At 44.2% G+C, this 15,703-nt stretch carries 13 protein-coding genes; 10 read left to right on the forward strand and 3 right to left on the reverse strand.

The genetic code is table 11. From position 1 onward, the window contains the following. The 6 genes from ABUA47_RS02825 to ABUA47_RS02850 form a co-directional block, all read left to right on the forward strand. The coding region (locus ABUA47_RS02825; protein WP_349831418.1) for a hypothetical protein at positions 1–2,708 on the forward strand (2,708 nt) is incomplete at its 5' end. An 81-nt stretch (positions 2,709–2,789) separates the two neighbouring features. Continuing rightward, positions 2,790–3,392: a hypothetical protein gene (locus ABUA47_RS02830; RefSeq protein WP_349824499.1), complete on the forward strand. Its 603-nt coding sequence runs from the start codon at positions 2,790–2,792 to the stop codon at positions 3,390–3,392. Between the two features lie 8 nt (positions 3,393–3,400). Then, complete coding sequence (locus ABUA47_RS02835) at positions 3,401–3,988, forward strand: N-acetylmuramoyl-L-alanine amidase (protein ID WP_176350443.1); 588 nt, start codon at positions 3,401–3,403, stop codon at positions 3,986–3,988. A gap of 3 nt (positions 3,989–3,991) precedes the next feature. Then, positions 3,992–4,483 (forward strand): hypothetical protein, encoded by a 492-nt coding sequence (locus tag ABUA47_RS02840; protein WP_149923019.1) that lies wholly within the window; start codon positions 3,992–3,994, stop codon positions 4,481–4,483. A gap of 300 nt (positions 4,484–4,783) precedes the next feature. Beyond that, the gene (locus ABUA47_RS02845) at positions 4,784–5,854 is read left to right on the forward strand and encodes a type I restriction endonuclease (RefSeq protein ID WP_149923018.1); all 1,071 of its coding nucleotides are present in this window, start codon (positions 4,784–4,786) and stop codon (positions 5,852–5,854) included. Between the two features lie 2 nt (positions 5,855–5,856). After that, positions 5,857–6,339, forward strand: a complete 483-nt coding sequence (locus tag ABUA47_RS02850) for a hypothetical protein (protein ID WP_149923017.1) — start codon at positions 5,857–5,859, stop codon at positions 6,337–6,339. Between the two features lie 571 nt (positions 6,340–6,910). Here the strand turns inward: ABUA47_RS02850 and ABUA47_RS02855 are convergent. Further along, positions 6,911–8,380 carry a response regulator gene (locus ABUA47_RS02855; protein ID WP_229116677.1) on the reverse strand — a complete coding sequence of 490 codons (1,470 nt, stop codon included), beginning with the start codon at positions 8,378–8,380 and terminating at the stop codon, positions 6,911–6,913. 638 nt (positions 8,381–9,018) lie between these two features. Here ABUA47_RS02855 and ABUA47_RS02860 point away from each other — a divergent pair. The 4 genes from ABUA47_RS02860 (at position 9,019) to ABUA47_RS02875 (ending at position 13,209) form a co-directional block, all read left to right on the forward strand. Beyond that, complete coding sequence (locus ABUA47_RS02860) at positions 9,019–10,194, forward strand: MFS transporter (protein ID WP_347774033.1); 1,176 nt, start codon at positions 9,019–9,021, stop codon at positions 10,192–10,194. A gap of 168 nt (positions 10,195–10,362) precedes the next feature. Continuing rightward, entirely contained in the window at positions 10,363–11,799 is a 1,437-nt protein-coding gene (gene nhaC, locus ABUA47_RS02865) for a Na+/H+ antiporter NhaC (RefSeq protein WP_005835906.1), read from the forward strand. A gap of 66 nt (positions 11,800–11,865) precedes the next feature. Then, positions 11,866–12,456, forward strand: a complete 591-nt coding sequence (locus ABUA47_RS02870; protein ID WP_005826513.1) for a DUF4251 domain-containing protein — start codon at positions 11,866–11,868, stop codon at positions 12,454–12,456. 90 nt (positions 12,457–12,546) lie between these two features. Next, complete coding sequence (locus tag ABUA47_RS02875) at positions 12,547–13,209, forward strand: response regulator transcription factor (protein ID WP_005826511.1); 663 nt, start codon at positions 12,547–12,549, stop codon at positions 13,207–13,209. Here the strand turns inward: ABUA47_RS02875 and mnmA are convergent. Together mnmA and ABUA47_RS02885 are read right to left on the reverse strand one after the other, a co-directional pair. Beyond that, positions 13,200–14,264 (reverse strand): tRNA 2-thiouridine(34) synthase MnmA, encoded by a 1,065-nt coding sequence (gene mnmA / locus ABUA47_RS02880; protein WP_005826509.1) that lies wholly within the window; start codon positions 14,262–14,264, stop codon positions 13,200–13,202. The two genes, ABUA47_RS02875 and mnmA, sit on opposite strands and share 10 nt — an antisense overlap. A 22-nt stretch (positions 14,265–14,286) precedes the next feature. Beyond that, on the reverse strand, positions 14,287–15,573 hold the full coding sequence (locus ABUA47_RS02885) for an O-acetylhomoserine aminocarboxypropyltransferase/cysteine synthase family protein (RefSeq protein WP_005835904.1): 1,287 nt from the start codon (positions 15,571–15,573) through the stop codon (positions 14,287–14,289). Positions 15,574–15,703 lie beyond the last annotated feature (130 nt).

The raw sequence follows: 15,703 nt of genomic DNA on the forward strand, positions 1-15,703 counted from the left end.
ATGAAGAATGCTTGATAGAGGGGGAAACTATGACCGTTGTTTTTCAGACGGGTATGCTTGCCGGACGGGAGTTTGAGGTTAAATATTACCATAATGCCGTTAAAGGAAAGGCGGCACGCCGTTTTGAGATTGTTCCCGCAGACATAGACGGGCAAACTATGCCAAATACCACATTCGCCCCTAAATCGGGCGATAAGTATGCCGTATTCAAATGTATGCTTCCCACTGCTTACATTTGTGATAATGCCACGAAAACAGGCGCATCATGGGATATGTTCCGGGCGGCTGTAAAATGCTTGTTTGATAATGAAGACCTGAAATTCACTTTTACGGGAGAACTTGACGGGATATGGTCGAAAAAAGATTGGGTAAACATCGGGGGGCGCATCAAACTCGGGGGATATATCCGTTTCTCTGACGATCAGTTTCAGAAAGACGGCGTTCTCGTGCGTATAACGGGTATAAAAGATTATATCAATAAACCGCACAGCCCCGTGATTGAACTTTCAAACACAACGGTAAGCGGCAGTGTTTCATCAACATTGAATGACCTGAAAAGTGAGGAAGTCATCGTTGATGACCTACATCGTGACGCTATTCAATTCACTAAAAGACGGTTTAGGGACGCAAAGGAAACAATCAGCATGTTGGAAGAAGCATTGCTCGACAATTTCACGAACTCAATCAACCCGATTGCCGTTCAAACGATGTCAATGCTTGTAGGCGATGAAAGTCTTCAATTCCGTTTTGTGAACTCAAAGACAAACCCCGTCCCGGTTACGCACAGAATTGTCTATGACAATGAGACGAAACAACTGACAGCGGCAGCGGGTATCATACAACACATGACCCTCGGTATCAATACGGTCAGTGCATCGCACAAGGTTTCGGAATATAAATTTTGGGATATGACAGCCTACACAAGCGCAGTGCTTGATGACGGTAAGAAGAAGTATTATTTGTATGCAAAAGTCTCAAAGACGGCACAAACAGGTGTTTTCACCCTGTCTGAAAATGCAATCAAATTAGAGGGTGTTTCAGGCTTCTATCATCTTCTTGTCGGTGTCCTGAACTCTGAATATAATGAAGAACGGAGTTTTGTCACTCTGTACGGTTTTACAGAAATCCTTCCGGGACGTATCACGACAGACAGGATTGTTTCCACAGACGGGAACACTTATTTTGATTTATTGAAAGGTATCATATCCGGGCAAATAAAGTTCAAATCAGGTTCATCGGGCTTATATGAACTTGATGAATGGGAAGCCGTGAACGGTTTGATAACTCAGGCTCAGAACACCGCCAACGCCGCCGTTGAGAGCGCAAAGAACGCCAATACCGCCGTTGGAGATTTAAACGACTATGTGGACGGTGCGTTCGCTGACGGCATTATTACGGAAGCGGAAGCGAAAGCGATTGAGAAGTACATCAACACAGTGAACAACACGAAAGCCGCCGTGGAAGCTGCGTATAACAAACTGTACACAAACGCCTATCTTACGGGAACGGCAAAAACCGGGCTTCTGAATGCCAAGGTTACGCTTATGGGCAGTATTGAAAACCTTATCAGCGCAATCAATTCCGCTATCGCCGATGGTAGAACCACTGTAACCGAAAAAAACAATGTTGATAACAAATATGCCACTTTCAACAGTGCGTATGCCGACTTTAACACAGCCGTAGAAGCCGCCAATAAAGCTATTCAAGACACGCTGAAGGGGTATTCAGATTCGGTTCTCAACACCGCCAACGCCGCCGTTGAGAGCGCAAAGAACGCCATAGCGAAAGACTTGGGATATACAAATTTCGCTGACTTGGAAAAGAAAGCCGCCGCTAATGAAACCATCATTGTAGGAGGTAAAATCAACACGACATTGATTAATGCTGAACTTGTTGTCACGGCGGCTTTGCTTGCCAAATTGGTCAAAGTGACCGAACTTGTTGCGGAACACCTGACAGTTACCGGGAGTTCAAAGATAGCCGGGTTCAGTGTCAGCGGAAACGGGCTTACAAATACCCCGTTTAACAATGATGCGTATGTGATATTCCGTAATGACGCACATAAATGTTTTGCGGGTATCGGAGGAAACGTGCTGCCGACATCATCAGGATTGAGAGCCGTAGCAAGATTTGAGAATGAGGACACGTCCGATTGGTGGGGATTGAACAGGAACATAGCAACTTTGTTCTCCGCAAAAAACGGGCGTTATAACCATGCTTTTTTAGGAAGCGGAAACGGGAATTTGGACGGATGGATAGGAGGTTACAAATACAGCAAATATAATCTGACAAGTGCCAATACTATTTATAGTGGTTATTCAAATCTTAAAGATAATAACCGATGGGTAATTTATAGCAGCGTGGATAATTCAGGCATCACTCTGCCTAAACTTTCAGAGGTAAGGGACGCTCTTAGTATAGGAAGCAGCACTAAGTTCTGTGTGGAATTCACAATTATCGCAGACCTTGATTCAAGGGATTTTGATATATACGGAAGAAACAGCAAGAAAAGTAGTGATAACACCTATCCGTGGAACACGTCTGAATATCCCAATCTGGTACATTGGGACAACGATCATTGGGATAGTTTGGCAATGGGAGCAGGTGACAGTCTCACGGTGTTACTTATATATGATTCAAGTAAAGGTGGCAGCAAAGGCGGTTATCCCCTGACCTATACAGCGAGAATAATCAATAGACAGAATTAAAAGAGATTATAATTAAACAACTTTAAAAGTGATTACATTATAATCAGTTTGTGTATATTTGCAAATAAAAATCAAAGACTTATGGAATATTTACCAGCTATTATCAGCGCAATAGGCACAATCATCGCCGCATGGTTTGCTTATAATCAGTACACGAAAAACAAACTCACGGACTTAAAAATTGAGAAGTTCAGAAAGGATGAAGAAATCAAAAGCATTCGCCGAGCCGATAATTCTTCTATCGTTTACGGGGAATTATGGAACATTCTTCACGAACTTGACGCTGACAGAGTTTATATTGTTCAGCCCCACCCGTTGGGCAATGAAAGTCTGTTATCAATCTATTATGAAGTAAAGCGTAAAGGTGTTGAGCCAATGAAAACACATGTACAAAATCTTCGTATCGCAGACGTGGCTAAATTCAGTTCTGATATGGTTAAAAACCTGTTTATGTATATCACGGATATAGACACACAGGTTCAAGACAAATACGCAAAATCAATCCTATCAAGTTACGGATGCGAGGCGGCTGTGGTAAAGCGTTTAAATGATAACAAGCATGATTGGGTCGGTTCTATTTTCTGTGAGTTTACACGCCCGATTCATGTATCAGAAGATGAAGCGAGAGAGATTATGCACCGATGTGCGATGAATATTCAATACCTATTACCCGAATATAAATAAAAACGAGTATGAAAATTCTAATTGACAACGGTCACGGGGTTGACACGGCGGGCAAGCGTTCCCCTGACGGCTCTTTGAGAGAGTACAAATACGCAAGAGAAATCGCCGAAAAAGTTGTATCAGAGTTGAAGAAACGAGGCTTTGACGCTGAACGTATCGTCAAAGAAGAAAACGACATCAGCCTATCCGAACGGTGTCGGCGTGTAAATTCCATTTGTGACAGAATAGGAACGAAGAACGTCATTCTCGTTTCTATTCATTGTAATGCAGCGGGAAACGGTTCTCAATGGATGAACGCACGTGGATGGGAAGCGTGGACTTCTGTCGGTCAGACAGCCGCCGATAAAATGGCAGACTGTCTGTATAAAGCGGCAGAGGAAACAGACTTCAAAATTAGAAAGGACACAACGGACGGAGACCCCGACAAAGAGGGGCATTTGTATATCTTGAAACACACAAAATGCCCCGCCGTTCTGACTGAGAACCTTTTTCAAGACAATAAAGAAGACGTGGCGTTTCTTCTGTCAGAAGCGGGAAAAGAAACGATTGTCTGTCTTCATGTCAAAGGTATTATCAACTACTTAAAGACAATCTGAAAAATGAAACATCTTCCCCTGCTCTTACTATTGACATTCATTATAGGCGGCTGCGCTTCAAGCCGCCGTCTTTCTGAAAACGTTCATCAACAAGACAGCGTGGACGTTAGGGTTGAAACCCGTATTGAATACGTACCCGATACTGTCTTTATTGAAATACCGGCACAAACGTCAGAACGTGAAACAGCCGATAGTACATCGCATCTTGAAAACGATTACGCAACGTCTGACGCACGGATAAACCCTGACGGAACTTTATACCATAACTTGAAGACTAAGCCGCAGAAAAAGCCAGTAGAGTTTGAAAAGCCCGTTGAACGCAAAGACAGCGTTATTTATAAGACAAAGACCGTAACAAAAACGAAAATCGAAAAAGTTCCCCGTGACCTTACTTGGTGGCAGAAAACACAGATTTACGGCTTTTGGGTCATCCTTTTCATTCTTGTGATTGTTTATAGGAAAAAGATTTTATCCCTTGTAAAATGGCTTATCTGATTATCTTATAAAGAAATAAAATCGGAAATTATATCGGAATTTTGGCAATTATCGCTATCTTTGAACCGACATATTTGAAAAGTATAGCGTTTGCTATTGTTTTGAGGTAAGAAAATCGCCAAAATTTCTAAGTAACTCAAAAGCAATGGTGAATGCCCACGTCATATACGTGGGCATTTCCTTTGTAGAGTTACTGGGCGTTTGGCGATGCCTCTTACCGACAAGGAATGCCCACGTTTTTTGTGTGTATCTGTGAACAACGGCAATCACTATAAAGAGAACCCGTTAAATAACAGATATATGGATTTCAAAGATTCAATTAAACAAATCTCGGAGCGCATTGATACCCTCAAAGCCAATCTTCCGACAGAAGAAGCGACAAAGACGGCTTTGATTATGCCTTTTATAAACGCATTGGGTTATGATGTCTTCAACCCTTTGGAGGTGTTGCCTGAAATGTGTTGTGACATCGGCACAAAGAAAGGCGAGAAAATCGACTATGCCATAATGAGAGACGGCGAGCCGATAATACTTATTGAATGTAAACATTGGGAGCAAGACCTAAACCTGCATGACAATCAACTGTTGCGTTACTTCAACGTCTCAAAGGCTAAATTCGGTGTCCTGACAAACGGTATAACATATAGGTTCTACACAGACCTTTCAGAACCTAATATTATGGATGAAAAGCCGTTTTTGGAAATCAATATGCTTGACCTGAAAGACACGCAAATAGAAGAGTTGAAAAAGTTCCACAAATCGTATTTTGATGTTGATATGATTTTGAGTTCAGCGAGTGAACTTAAATATATGGGGGAACTGAGAACCGTCATCGGGAAAGAGTTCACGAACCCATCCCCTGATTTTGTTCGGTTCTTCGGGAAACAAGTGTATGATGGGGTATTTACCCCTAAAGTGCTTGAACAGTTCTCAACGCTTGTAAAACGCACAATCAACAACTATGTTAGCGATATAATATCAGACCGATTGAAAGCCGCCATAAAAGACGAAGAACAACCAGCAGAACAGAACATCACAACAGTTCAACAGCCGACAGATGAAGAACAACCCGACAACGGCATTGTAACCACAGCGGAAGAACTGGAAGCGTTCTATATCGTGAAATCACTTCTGAGAAACGTTTTCCCGGTTGAACGAATCACTTATAAAGACACACGTTCCTATTTCGGGGTTTCCATAGACAATAATGTTCGGAAGACCGTCTGCCGCTTTTATTTTGACCCTCCTACAAGAAAACGGCTTGCAATCATTGATGAAAACAAAAGCGAGAAGATGTACAAGTTAAATTCAATCAATGACATTTATAACTATGCTGACACTTTGATTGAGGCGGCAAACAAATATTTATAACCATGAAGAAACTATTTTATCTATTCTGTTTGTTAAGTGTTATTTTATTTATCGGCTGTTCAAATGATGACGAACCCGAAGTAAAGAAGTTTTCTCCTGACGTTGAAAATGTACTGACATCAATTCAAGGGACATTCTCGGGAGAAGAATATTTCTTGGGACAATGGTTTCGCACAGACAAGCTGACATTCTTCCCCTTTGCTGCTCCCGTTGAAAAGACAACATTCAAGGACGGCACAGTTGAAGTACATGGAACGGTTCACAGAGTTCAGAACAAAGCTGTCGGCGGGGAAGTCATTGACGATTATTTCTTTTGTGTTGAACCGTTAAGAACAGCCATAGTTCTGTATGGTTACAACAGTGATAACAAAGAGTTGAACGAGAAGAAAGAAACACTTAGCTATAAAATTGAAAGCCATGATATAATCAAGTTCAAAGATTACGGGCTTACAGACGATAATTGGATAAACTATTCAAGACAATAAAAGGCAAAGCCGAATGGCGTTCTATGTGCCCCGATGATTCCGGCAATGATAATTTACACCGATAAAAGATTTAGGCGGCACATACAGAAAATTCGATGAAAATAACTTTCAGATAAGCAGGCAGGGTGTTCACGGTTACGGACACCCTGTTTTCGTGAAGTCATCTTCTTCCTTGCAGAGATAACGGGCGACTTTATGACACACGTCATTGGGAATAAACCAACCTTGATTAATGATTTTGCGGAGAGCAACAAAATCCATATCTTTGAGACCTGAGAACAACACAAAAAAAATGTGCTTTTACAAATTTGTTGCTACTTTGTTGCTCTCACTCACGCATAAAACATCAAAAACCCTACAAATCAATAGATTACATCAAATAAAGAACATTTTGCATCGGCAAGTAAAGCTAATCATATATACCCAGTTATCCCCAAAACGAAAACGATGAGAGATTTTCCTTTATAGATAGCTTAGGATGTTCAGTTCTCCTATCTCCCATTTCAAAACAAAGGCTGTCCATTATCTAATATGTGACAGCCTTTCTATGAAAGTTTTCTTCAGATAAATATCATACTTTTTTCATAAACTCCTTCGGTGTTTTTCCAAAATACTCCTTATACCTGCCTCTGAAGTTTTTCAGATTTCGCATACCCACCATTTCAGCAACCATAGTCACAGAAAATTTTCCGCTTTCCAAAAGTTCCCGTGCCTTCTCCATCCTGATTCTCGAAATCAAATATTTGGGTGCTTCTCCCGTCAACAACTTCCACTTATTATAAAAGGTTGTCCGGCTCATGCACATCCTGGAGGCAATATCATCTACTGTCAAATCCTCTTTATCCATATTCTCCATAATGTAAAGCTTCACTTCATTCAAAAATGCCAGATTGGCATCCTGCTGAGCCCGCTCCATAGGTTTCGTTAAAAAATCTTCTCCAAAAACTTTCTGAAGAAATGTCTTCCGAAGAAAACGGCTATTATTTATCAATATGGATATTTCCACTTTAAGGTCCTCCAGATTAAAGGGCTTACATACAAAGAGATCAGCCTGAGAAGAACAACGCTTTTCCCGCCGTTTCACATCAATGTGCGCCCCCATCAATATCACCGGAATAAAGGAGGTGTCCCTCGACGTCTTCAGTTTAGAAGAAAGTTCCTCACCGCTCATACCTTTCAACATGATATCACAAATCACCAAATCCGGATACTCTTCACATATTACCTCCAATGCTTCCTGACCGTCATCAAAGCTCCTCACTACAAAACATTCCGATAAACGTTTCTCAAGATAATCCTTGAATCCCTTGTCATTATCCGCAAGTATCACTAAAGGTCTATCCATATTTTTTTTCTTCGAGAAACCATGGAAAGCTATTTCCGACTCATTCACCTGAAAAGTGTCCGGAATATTTAAGGATGTATCCCCCCCCGAAACCGCACACGAACATCTTATGGGAAATCGAAGCAGAGCCTCCTTTTCCAAAGTCAGTATTTTCCCGTCACATATATTCATCAACTTGTCAAAAAACACACCGCCCATGCCATACTGCTTGCCATGCAGAGGTCGCAGAATAGGAAGCCGCGACGAGTACCATCTGCAACATTTCAGAAATCGCTTGTTGCCTGTATCCTTAATCCTGATTGCCCAGTAATCTCCCTTCAACGAAACCTGCATCGAGAGATGCGTTTCCGGCAGAGAACACTCGATGGCACTCAATACAAACCGGTCGATAACCGGAGATATCTTTCCCGGATCAAACCAAGCGCTTGCATAGTCAAAATCCGGAACCAAATCCAGCTTCATCTGTAACCCGGCCACATGAGACTGTAAAAAAGACACTTTCTTCCTCATAAATGCGCCGATTTCATGTTCTGCAACTACCAGGCTACCAGAATTGCCAAATAGTCGTTTCAACTCCATCAACGCTATCAAGTGCTGCTCCAGCCCGCCTATATGATGAAGTGCAACAGCCAGTTCCTTCTTTATGTCTTCCGGACAGTCTCCTTCGTAAACTGCCCCTAACGGTGTCTTAATCAAAGAAATGGGATTACGTATGTTTTGAAAGGTATCAATGAAATACTGATTTCCCTCTTTCAGTAAATCTCTTTCTTCACTGATACAGAGTAAATGGAACAAAAGCCAACATAATATACAGATTCCACTAGCCACTATTGGCAGAACAGACCAGGGAACCTTATGATATACGCCGATGGATAGCAGGAAAACGCATAATGACACTACTATTATTATTATCGATAAATGTTTCATACTATTATAAGTTTAAGTAATAATGATTCATACTAATATATACCCGAGTTTTCAGTCAATAGCAGGATAATCCCAAGTATGTCATCAGGAGGCGGTCTAATGGGGGAACGGTAGGTTCCTTGAGTCATCGAATTCACCTTACCAACCCTCGTTTGCTAGAAGAGCCTGCATTTCGTCCACCTGTATTTCATACCCAGCAACTCTCTAAACCATTCATTTCCCATGCCCAACGTATCTTTAAATATCAATACAACATTCCGCTTATCCAAGATAGCTCCAATCAATTATTCTCAAACAAAATAATAGTATAACAAACGGAAAGGCTAAAAAGATGATACCACTTCACACATATTCTTATCATACTCACATATCTTGCGCATGAAACAGAAAGACATTATCTTTGCAGCATGAAACAAGAACTGAAAGAAAACGGAGGATTACCGGCACATATACTCTGGACACTTGCTATCGTAGCTGGCGTGTCCGTAGCCAACTTGTATTACAATCAACCCCTGCTTAATATCATGCGGCATGAATTGGAAGTTTCTGAATTCAAAACGAACCTCATTGCCATGATTACACAAATCGGATATGCGCTGGGATTATTGTTCATCGTCCCATTAGGAGACCTCTATCGACGCAAGAATATCATCCTAACGAATTTCTTCCTACTCATATTTTCCCTTCTAGCCATTGCCATGGCACCGAACATCTACATCATCTGGGCAGCATCACTCATTACCGGCATCTGCTCCATGATACCCCAAATATTTGTACCGATTGCCTCGCAATTCTCACGCCCCGAAAACAAGGGACGGAATGTAGGTGTCGTCATCTCAGGATTACTGACTGGAATACTTGCATCACGTGTTGTCAGCGGATTTGTGGGTGAAGTGCTTGGCTGGCGTGAAATGTACTTCATCGCCGCTGGAATGATGTTACTATGCGCTATCGTTGTATTAAAGGTACTACCGGACATACAACCGACTTTCCAAGGCAAATATTCCGGGCTGATGAAGTCTCTTTTCTCATTAGTAAGAGAATACCCCTCTCTACGAATCTACTCGATACGTGCAGGACTGGCCTTTGGCTCATTCCTTGCCATGTGGTCCTGCCTTGCATTCAAAATGGGAGAAGCCCCGTTCCATGCATCCAGCGATGTCATCGGCATACTAGGGCTCTGCGGCATTGCCGGAGCCTTAACCGCATCTTTTGTAGGAAAATATGTAAAAAAGGTAGGCATACGCAATTTCAACTTTATCGGTTGCGGAATGATTCTGCTTGCATGGGCCTCGCTCTTTTTCTGCGGAAACAACTATGCAGGTATCATTACCGGTGTCATTCTTATAGACATAGGCATGCAATGTATCCAACTCAGCAACCAGACCAGTATTTTCGACATCTACCCGTCTGCCTCCAATCGGGTAAATACGATTTTCATGACCATTTACTTCATCGGCGGCTCTTTGGGTACCTTCCTTGCAGGAAGCAGTTGGCAGACTTGGGGATGGAGTGGCGTGGTCGGCACCGGCGTTATTTTAACAATAATATCGTTGTCCATCACCCTTTACAGCAAGAAATAACAAGGATACTATCATTTTTCCAAGCAAACGCAAAGATTTGATAATTTTTATTTGTCATGCAAAGGATAAGGAAGATATTGAACAGAATTGTTATACCTTTGTCGCATCAAACTATAAACGACAGATTGATAATAGATTCGTCAACCAAGCATAGTCAAAAACAACCCTATGAATTCAGCAAAGAAAATACCCTCTCCACTCGTTTCTCTATTTCCCATCGCTTTTCTCGTAGGAATGCTGTTCGCCACCATCCATACTTTCGGAAGTGACGCCTTGAGTGGAGGAAGCCAGATTTCCCTGCTTGCCACCACTGGTATGTGTGTCTTTATCGGCATGACTTTCTACCGCATCCCTTGGAAAGATTATGAACTTGCCATCACCAACAACATTTCAGGTGTTGCCACAGCTATCATTATTCTATTGATTATCGGTGCTTTGAGCGGCACATGGATGATAAGTGGGGTGGTACCTACCCTTATATATTATGGTATGCAGATTATCCATCCGAATTTTTTCCTTGCTTCTACCTGCATTATTTGTGCATTGGTATCAGTAATGACGGGAAGTTCATGGACCACTATCGCCACCATCGGTATCGCCCTTTTGGGCATAGGTAAGGCACAAGGTTTTGAAGAGGGATGGATAGCCGGTGCCATCATTTCGGGAGCCTATTTCGGAGACAAAATTTCACCGTTATCGGATACCACGGTCCTTGCCTCATCCGTAACGGAAACACCGTTATTCAGCCATATCCGCTATATGATGATCACCACCGTCCCCTCTCTCCTCATCACCCTTGTCATCTTTACAGTAATGGGACTCACACACGAAACGAACAATACACAACAGATCGCGGAATTTACGGCAGCATTGGACGCCAAATTCAACATTACTCCCTGGTTACTGGCTGTTCCCGTGATTACGGGAATACTGATTGCCCGGAGAGTGCCTTCCGTCATCACACTCTTTCTCTCCACTCTGCTGGCAGGGATATTCGCCTTCATCTTCCAACCGGGACTACTGAATGAGATAGCGGAAGGTGGGAATATGTTCAAAGGGATAATGATGACATTCTATGGCAGTACCAGCCTGCAAACTGACAGTGACATGTTGACAGAACTGATTGCCACACGAGGTATGGCAGGAATGATGAATACCATCTGGCTCATCATCTGCGCCATGTGTTTCGGTGGAGCCATGACGGCAAGCGGCATGCTAGGAAGCATCACTTCCCTATTCGTCCGCTTCATGAAGAATACAGCCAGCATGGTAGCATCCACCGTATGTTCCGGATTGTTCCTGAACCTTGCCACGGCAGACCAGTACATCAGCATTATCCTCACCGGAAACATGTTCAGCAACGTTTACGCAAAGAAAGGCTACGAAAGCCGGCTACTTAGCCGTACCACGGAAGATGCCGTTACCGTCACCTCCCCGCTTATCCCATGGAACACCTGCGGCATGACGCAAGCCACCATTTTGAGTGTACCCACACTGACCTACCTTCCCTATTGCTTCTTCAACCTTATCAGTCCGGTAATGAGTATCTTTATTGCTGCTATCGGATATAAAATAATTAAAAAACCGGTGAACAATCCTGGATAGGCATTGTTCTTGCAATAAACTTATAACGAACAATTTATTTAAACCTAAACAAAAAAAGATTCGATTATGAAAAAGTTTATTGCATTAGCAGCAGTAGTATTGGTAAGCATGGCAACAACGACCATGTATGCACAAGAGAGTAGAGCTGAAAAGCGCGCAGACCGTAAAGCCCAAAGAGACGCAGAACGTGCACGCCTGAAAGCTGAAGAACAAGCACAGGATGCCATTTCGTACGATGACGCAATGGCGGCCTTGAAAGCTCACCAGTTCGTAATGGAGGCAGACCAAGTGATGTTCCGCAACGGACAGACCGCATTTGTAAACTCCAACACCAACTTCGTATTGGTCAACCAAGGACGTGGCACCGTGCAGGTAGCCTTCAACACCGTATACCCAGGTCCTAACGGCATTGGCGGTGTAACAGTAGACGGAACCGTATCGGACATCCAAATGACTACCGACAAACGGGGCAACGTGAATTGTAACTTCAGCATCCAGGGTATCGGCATTTCCGCCCAGATATTCCTTACGCTGACCGATGGCGGGAACAACGCAACCGTAACCATCAGCCCGAACTTCAACTCCAACACCATGACTTTGAGCGGGAACCTGGTTCCGCTGGAACAATCCAACATATTCAAGGGACGTTCCTGGTAAAACCCTTATATAAATATATATATTCCCACTCCGCCACAAATCACACTAAAAAGTGTACATTTGTAGCGGAGTTTTTTATATACCAATGTCATGAGAGAATTTATCATTGCAGACAATCAAGATATCACCAAAGCAGGCATGATGTTCCTATTGGGCAGACAGAAAGACACCTCCCTGCTGCTGGAAGCCGACAACAAGGCAGAACTGATACAGCAACTACGCCTGCATCCCACCGCCGTTGTCATTCTGGACTATACCCTTTTTGATTTTTCGGGAGCCGAAGAGCTAATGGTACTTCACGAACGCTTCAAGGAAGCCGATTGGCTACTCTTTTCCGACGAATTGAGCCTACCGTTCCTGCGCCAGGTATTGTTCAGCAGCATGGCATTCGGCGTAGCGCTGAAGGATAATTCCAAAGAAGAGATACTGACCGCACTACAATGCGCCTCACGCAAGGAGCGATTCATCTGTAATCACGTCAGTAACCTGCTGCTCGCAGGCAACGGTTCCTCCTCCCCCACTCATCCTACCATCAAAGATGATTTACTGACTACTGCCGAACGGAGCATCCTAAAAGAGATAGCCCTGGGGAAAACAACCAAAGAAATAGCTGCCGAACGAAACCTCAGCTTCCATACGGTAAACAGCCACCGGAAGAATATCTTCCGGAAACTGGGTGTAAACAATGCGCACGAAGCCACCAAATATGCCATGAAGGCAGGCATCGTAGACTTGGTGGAATATTATATATAAATCTCCCCGCTCCCGACACACAGCCGGGCATCAGCATCATACACCACTCCGAACTGGCCCGGAGCAATGCCTTGCAGCTTTTCTTCCGAAACAATGCGGTAACCCTCCGCCTCCTTTTGCAACCTGCCTTTGACAAACTCCGGCGTATGGCGTATCTTGAAAGTCACCTCCACCTCTTCCTGCGCTCCCTTCCAGGGATTATCCGTAATGAAATGAAAATCGTACATACGGAATTCATAGCCGTATTGCAATGCCGTATCACATCCGCGGGACACGTAAATCACATTCTCCTCCACATCCTTGCGGACAACAAACCACGGTCCTCCACCCAACCCCAATCCTTTACGCTGGCCGATGGTATGAAACCAATAGCCCCGATGCTTGCCCAACTTTCTACCCGTTTCCAACTCCACAATATCCCCTTCCCTTTCGCCAAGGAAACGGCGCACAAAATCATTATAATCAATCTTTCCCAGAAAGCAGATGCCCTGACTGTCACGACGTCTGGCGCTGGGCAATCCGGCACGCAGGGCTATGTCACGAACCTCATTCTTCATCAGTCTGCCCAATGGAAACATCAGTTTGGAAACTTGCAGATAATCTATCTGTGCCAGAAAGTCGGTCTGGTCTTTCACGGAATCGGCAGCGGTACCGAGCCATGTCTTTCCATCCCTCAACACCGTAGTGGCGTAGTGCCCGGTTGCCGTGACATCGAAATCCTTCCCCACACGTTGCTCAAAGCACCCGAACTTTATCAGCTTGTTGCACATCACATCCGGATTGGGAGTCAAGCCACGTCTTATTTTATCAATGGCATAAGCCGCCACCTGGTCCCAATACTCCCGGTGCAGGTCCACTACTTCCAACGATAATCCATAACGCCGGGCAATGGCAGAAGCCATCTCCATATCCTCTTCCGCAGAGCAGTCCATATAATCGGCATCGTCCCTCCCTATTTTGATATAAAATAGAGAAGGACGGTAACCTTGTTCGCAAAGGAGATGTACCACCACGGAGCTGTCTACACCTCCCGACAATAATACAGCAATATTCATTCTATCGTATACTGTTATTCTTTTAAATTCTGTCAAATGCCTGGGACAAGTCGTCCAGCAAATCATCGATATGTTCTGTCCCGATGGAGAGGCGGACCGTGCCCGGTTTGATGCCTTGTTCTTCCAATTCCCGTGCACTCAATTGGGAATGGGTAGTGGTGGCAGGATGGATAACCAGGGATTTCACATCAGCCACATTGGCAAGCAACGAGAATATCTGTAAACTGTCAATAAACGTCTGCGCTTCCTTCACACCGCCCCGCACCTCAAACGTAAAGATAGAACCGCCTCCATTCGGAAAGTATTTCCCGTAAAGCGCGTGGTCAGGATGCTCGGGCAGGGACGGGTGGTTCACGGCAACCACTTTGGGATGCTTCTTCAAGAATTCAACCACTTTCAAGGCATTCTCCACATGACGTTCCACGCGAAGCGACAACGTCTCCAATCCTTGCAACAGAATGAAAGCATTGAAAGGACTGATTGTGGCACCGGTATCACGCAACAATACGGCACGGATACGGATGGCATAGGCAGCAGGACCGGCAGCGTCGACGAAACGTACTCCATGATAACTCGGGTCCGGTTCCGTCAGTTGGGGAAACTTCCCCGAGGCCACCCAGTCGAACTTGCCGCTATCTACAATAACACCACCCAAGGACGTACCATGCCCTCCGATGAACTTCGTTGCCGAATGGACTACAATATCTGCCCCATGCTCTATGGGACGAATCAAGTAAGGAGTACCGAAGGTGTTATCTATAATCAGAGGAATCCGGTGACGGTGTGCTATTTCAGCAACGGCATCAATGTCAATGATGTTGCAATTCGGATTTCCCAGCGTTTCAATGAATACTGCCTTGGTATTCTCCTGAATCGCTTTCTCGAAATTGTCCAGATTGCCCGGGTCCACAAAAGTAGTGGTAACCCCGTAGGCAGGCAATGTGTGGGCCAGCAGATTATACGTTCCGCCGTAGATGGTCTTAGCTGCCACGATATGGTCGCCTGCACGGGTGATATTCTCAAAGGCATAAGTGATGGCTGCCGCACCCGAGGCTACGGCCAATCCGGCAACACCGCCTTCCAGAGCCGCCACACGTTTCTCGAACACATCCTGGGTGGAATTCGTCAACCGCCCGTAAATATTCCCCGGGTCCTGCAAGCCAAAGCGGGCTGCCGCATGGGCCGAATTACGAAATACATACGAAGTTGTCTGATAGATAGGTACGGCGCGGGCATCAGTTGCCGGGTCGGGTTGTTCTTGTCCAACGTGAAGTTGTAGAGTCTCAAAGTGCAATTTCTTTGTTTCCATTGTCGTTTGTATTTTAGGTGAATAAACCGTTTCTCATTCGGATGTTGCAAAGATAGAGCGATAAGCCGGGGCAGACAATGACACAGATTAGGGAATTTTATACCACAATTGTGGTAGATAAGCAAGCTAT

Source organism: Bacteroides sp. RTP31139st1_H2_RTP31139_211217, assembly GCF_040227615.1.
Lineage (GTDB): Bacteria > Bacteroidota > Bacteroidia > Bacteroidales > Bacteroidaceae > Bacteroides > Bacteroides uniformis.

Excerpts from the sequence above, each read along its gene's own strand:
- ABUA47_RS02850 (WP_149923017.1), top strand. The coding sequence starts at position 5,857 with ATGAAGAAACTATTTTATCTATTCTGTTTGTTAAGTGTTATTTTATTT.
- ABUA47_RS02845 (WP_149923018.1), top strand. The coding sequence starts at position 4,784 with ATGGATTTCAAAGATTCAATTAAACAAATCTCGGAGCGCATTGATACC.
- ABUA47_RS02835 (WP_176350443.1), top strand. The coding sequence starts at position 3,401 with ATGAAAATTCTAATTGACAACGGTCACGGGGTTGACACGGCGGGCAAG.
- ABUA47_RS02875 (WP_005826511.1), top strand. The coding sequence starts at position 12,547 with ATGAGAGAATTTATCATTGCAGACAATCAAGATATCACCAAAGCAGGC.
- ABUA47_RS02860 (WP_347774033.1), top strand. The coding sequence starts at position 9,019 with ATGAAACAAGAACTGAAAGAAAACGGAGGATTACCGGCACATATACTC.
- mnmA (WP_005826509.1), bottom strand. The coding sequence starts at position 14,264 with ATGAATATTGCTGTATTATTGTCGGGAGGTGTAGACAGCTCCGTGGTG.
- ABUA47_RS02885 (WP_005835904.1), bottom strand. The coding sequence starts at position 15,573 with ATGGAAACAAAGAAATTGCACTTTGAGACTCTACAACTTCACGTTGGA.
- ABUA47_RS02830 (WP_349824499.1), top strand. The coding sequence starts at position 2,790 with ATGGAATATTTACCAGCTATTATCAGCGCAATAGGCACAATCATCGCC.
- nhaC (WP_005835906.1), top strand. The coding sequence starts at position 10,363 with ATGAATTCAGCAAAGAAAATACCCTCTCCACTCGTTTCTCTATTTCCC.
- ABUA47_RS02840 (WP_149923019.1), top strand. The coding sequence starts at position 3,992 with ATGAAACATCTTCCCCTGCTCTTACTATTGACATTCATTATAGGCGGC.
- ABUA47_RS02870 (WP_005826513.1), top strand. The coding sequence starts at position 11,866 with ATGAAAAAGTTTATTGCATTAGCAGCAGTAGTATTGGTAAGCATGGCA.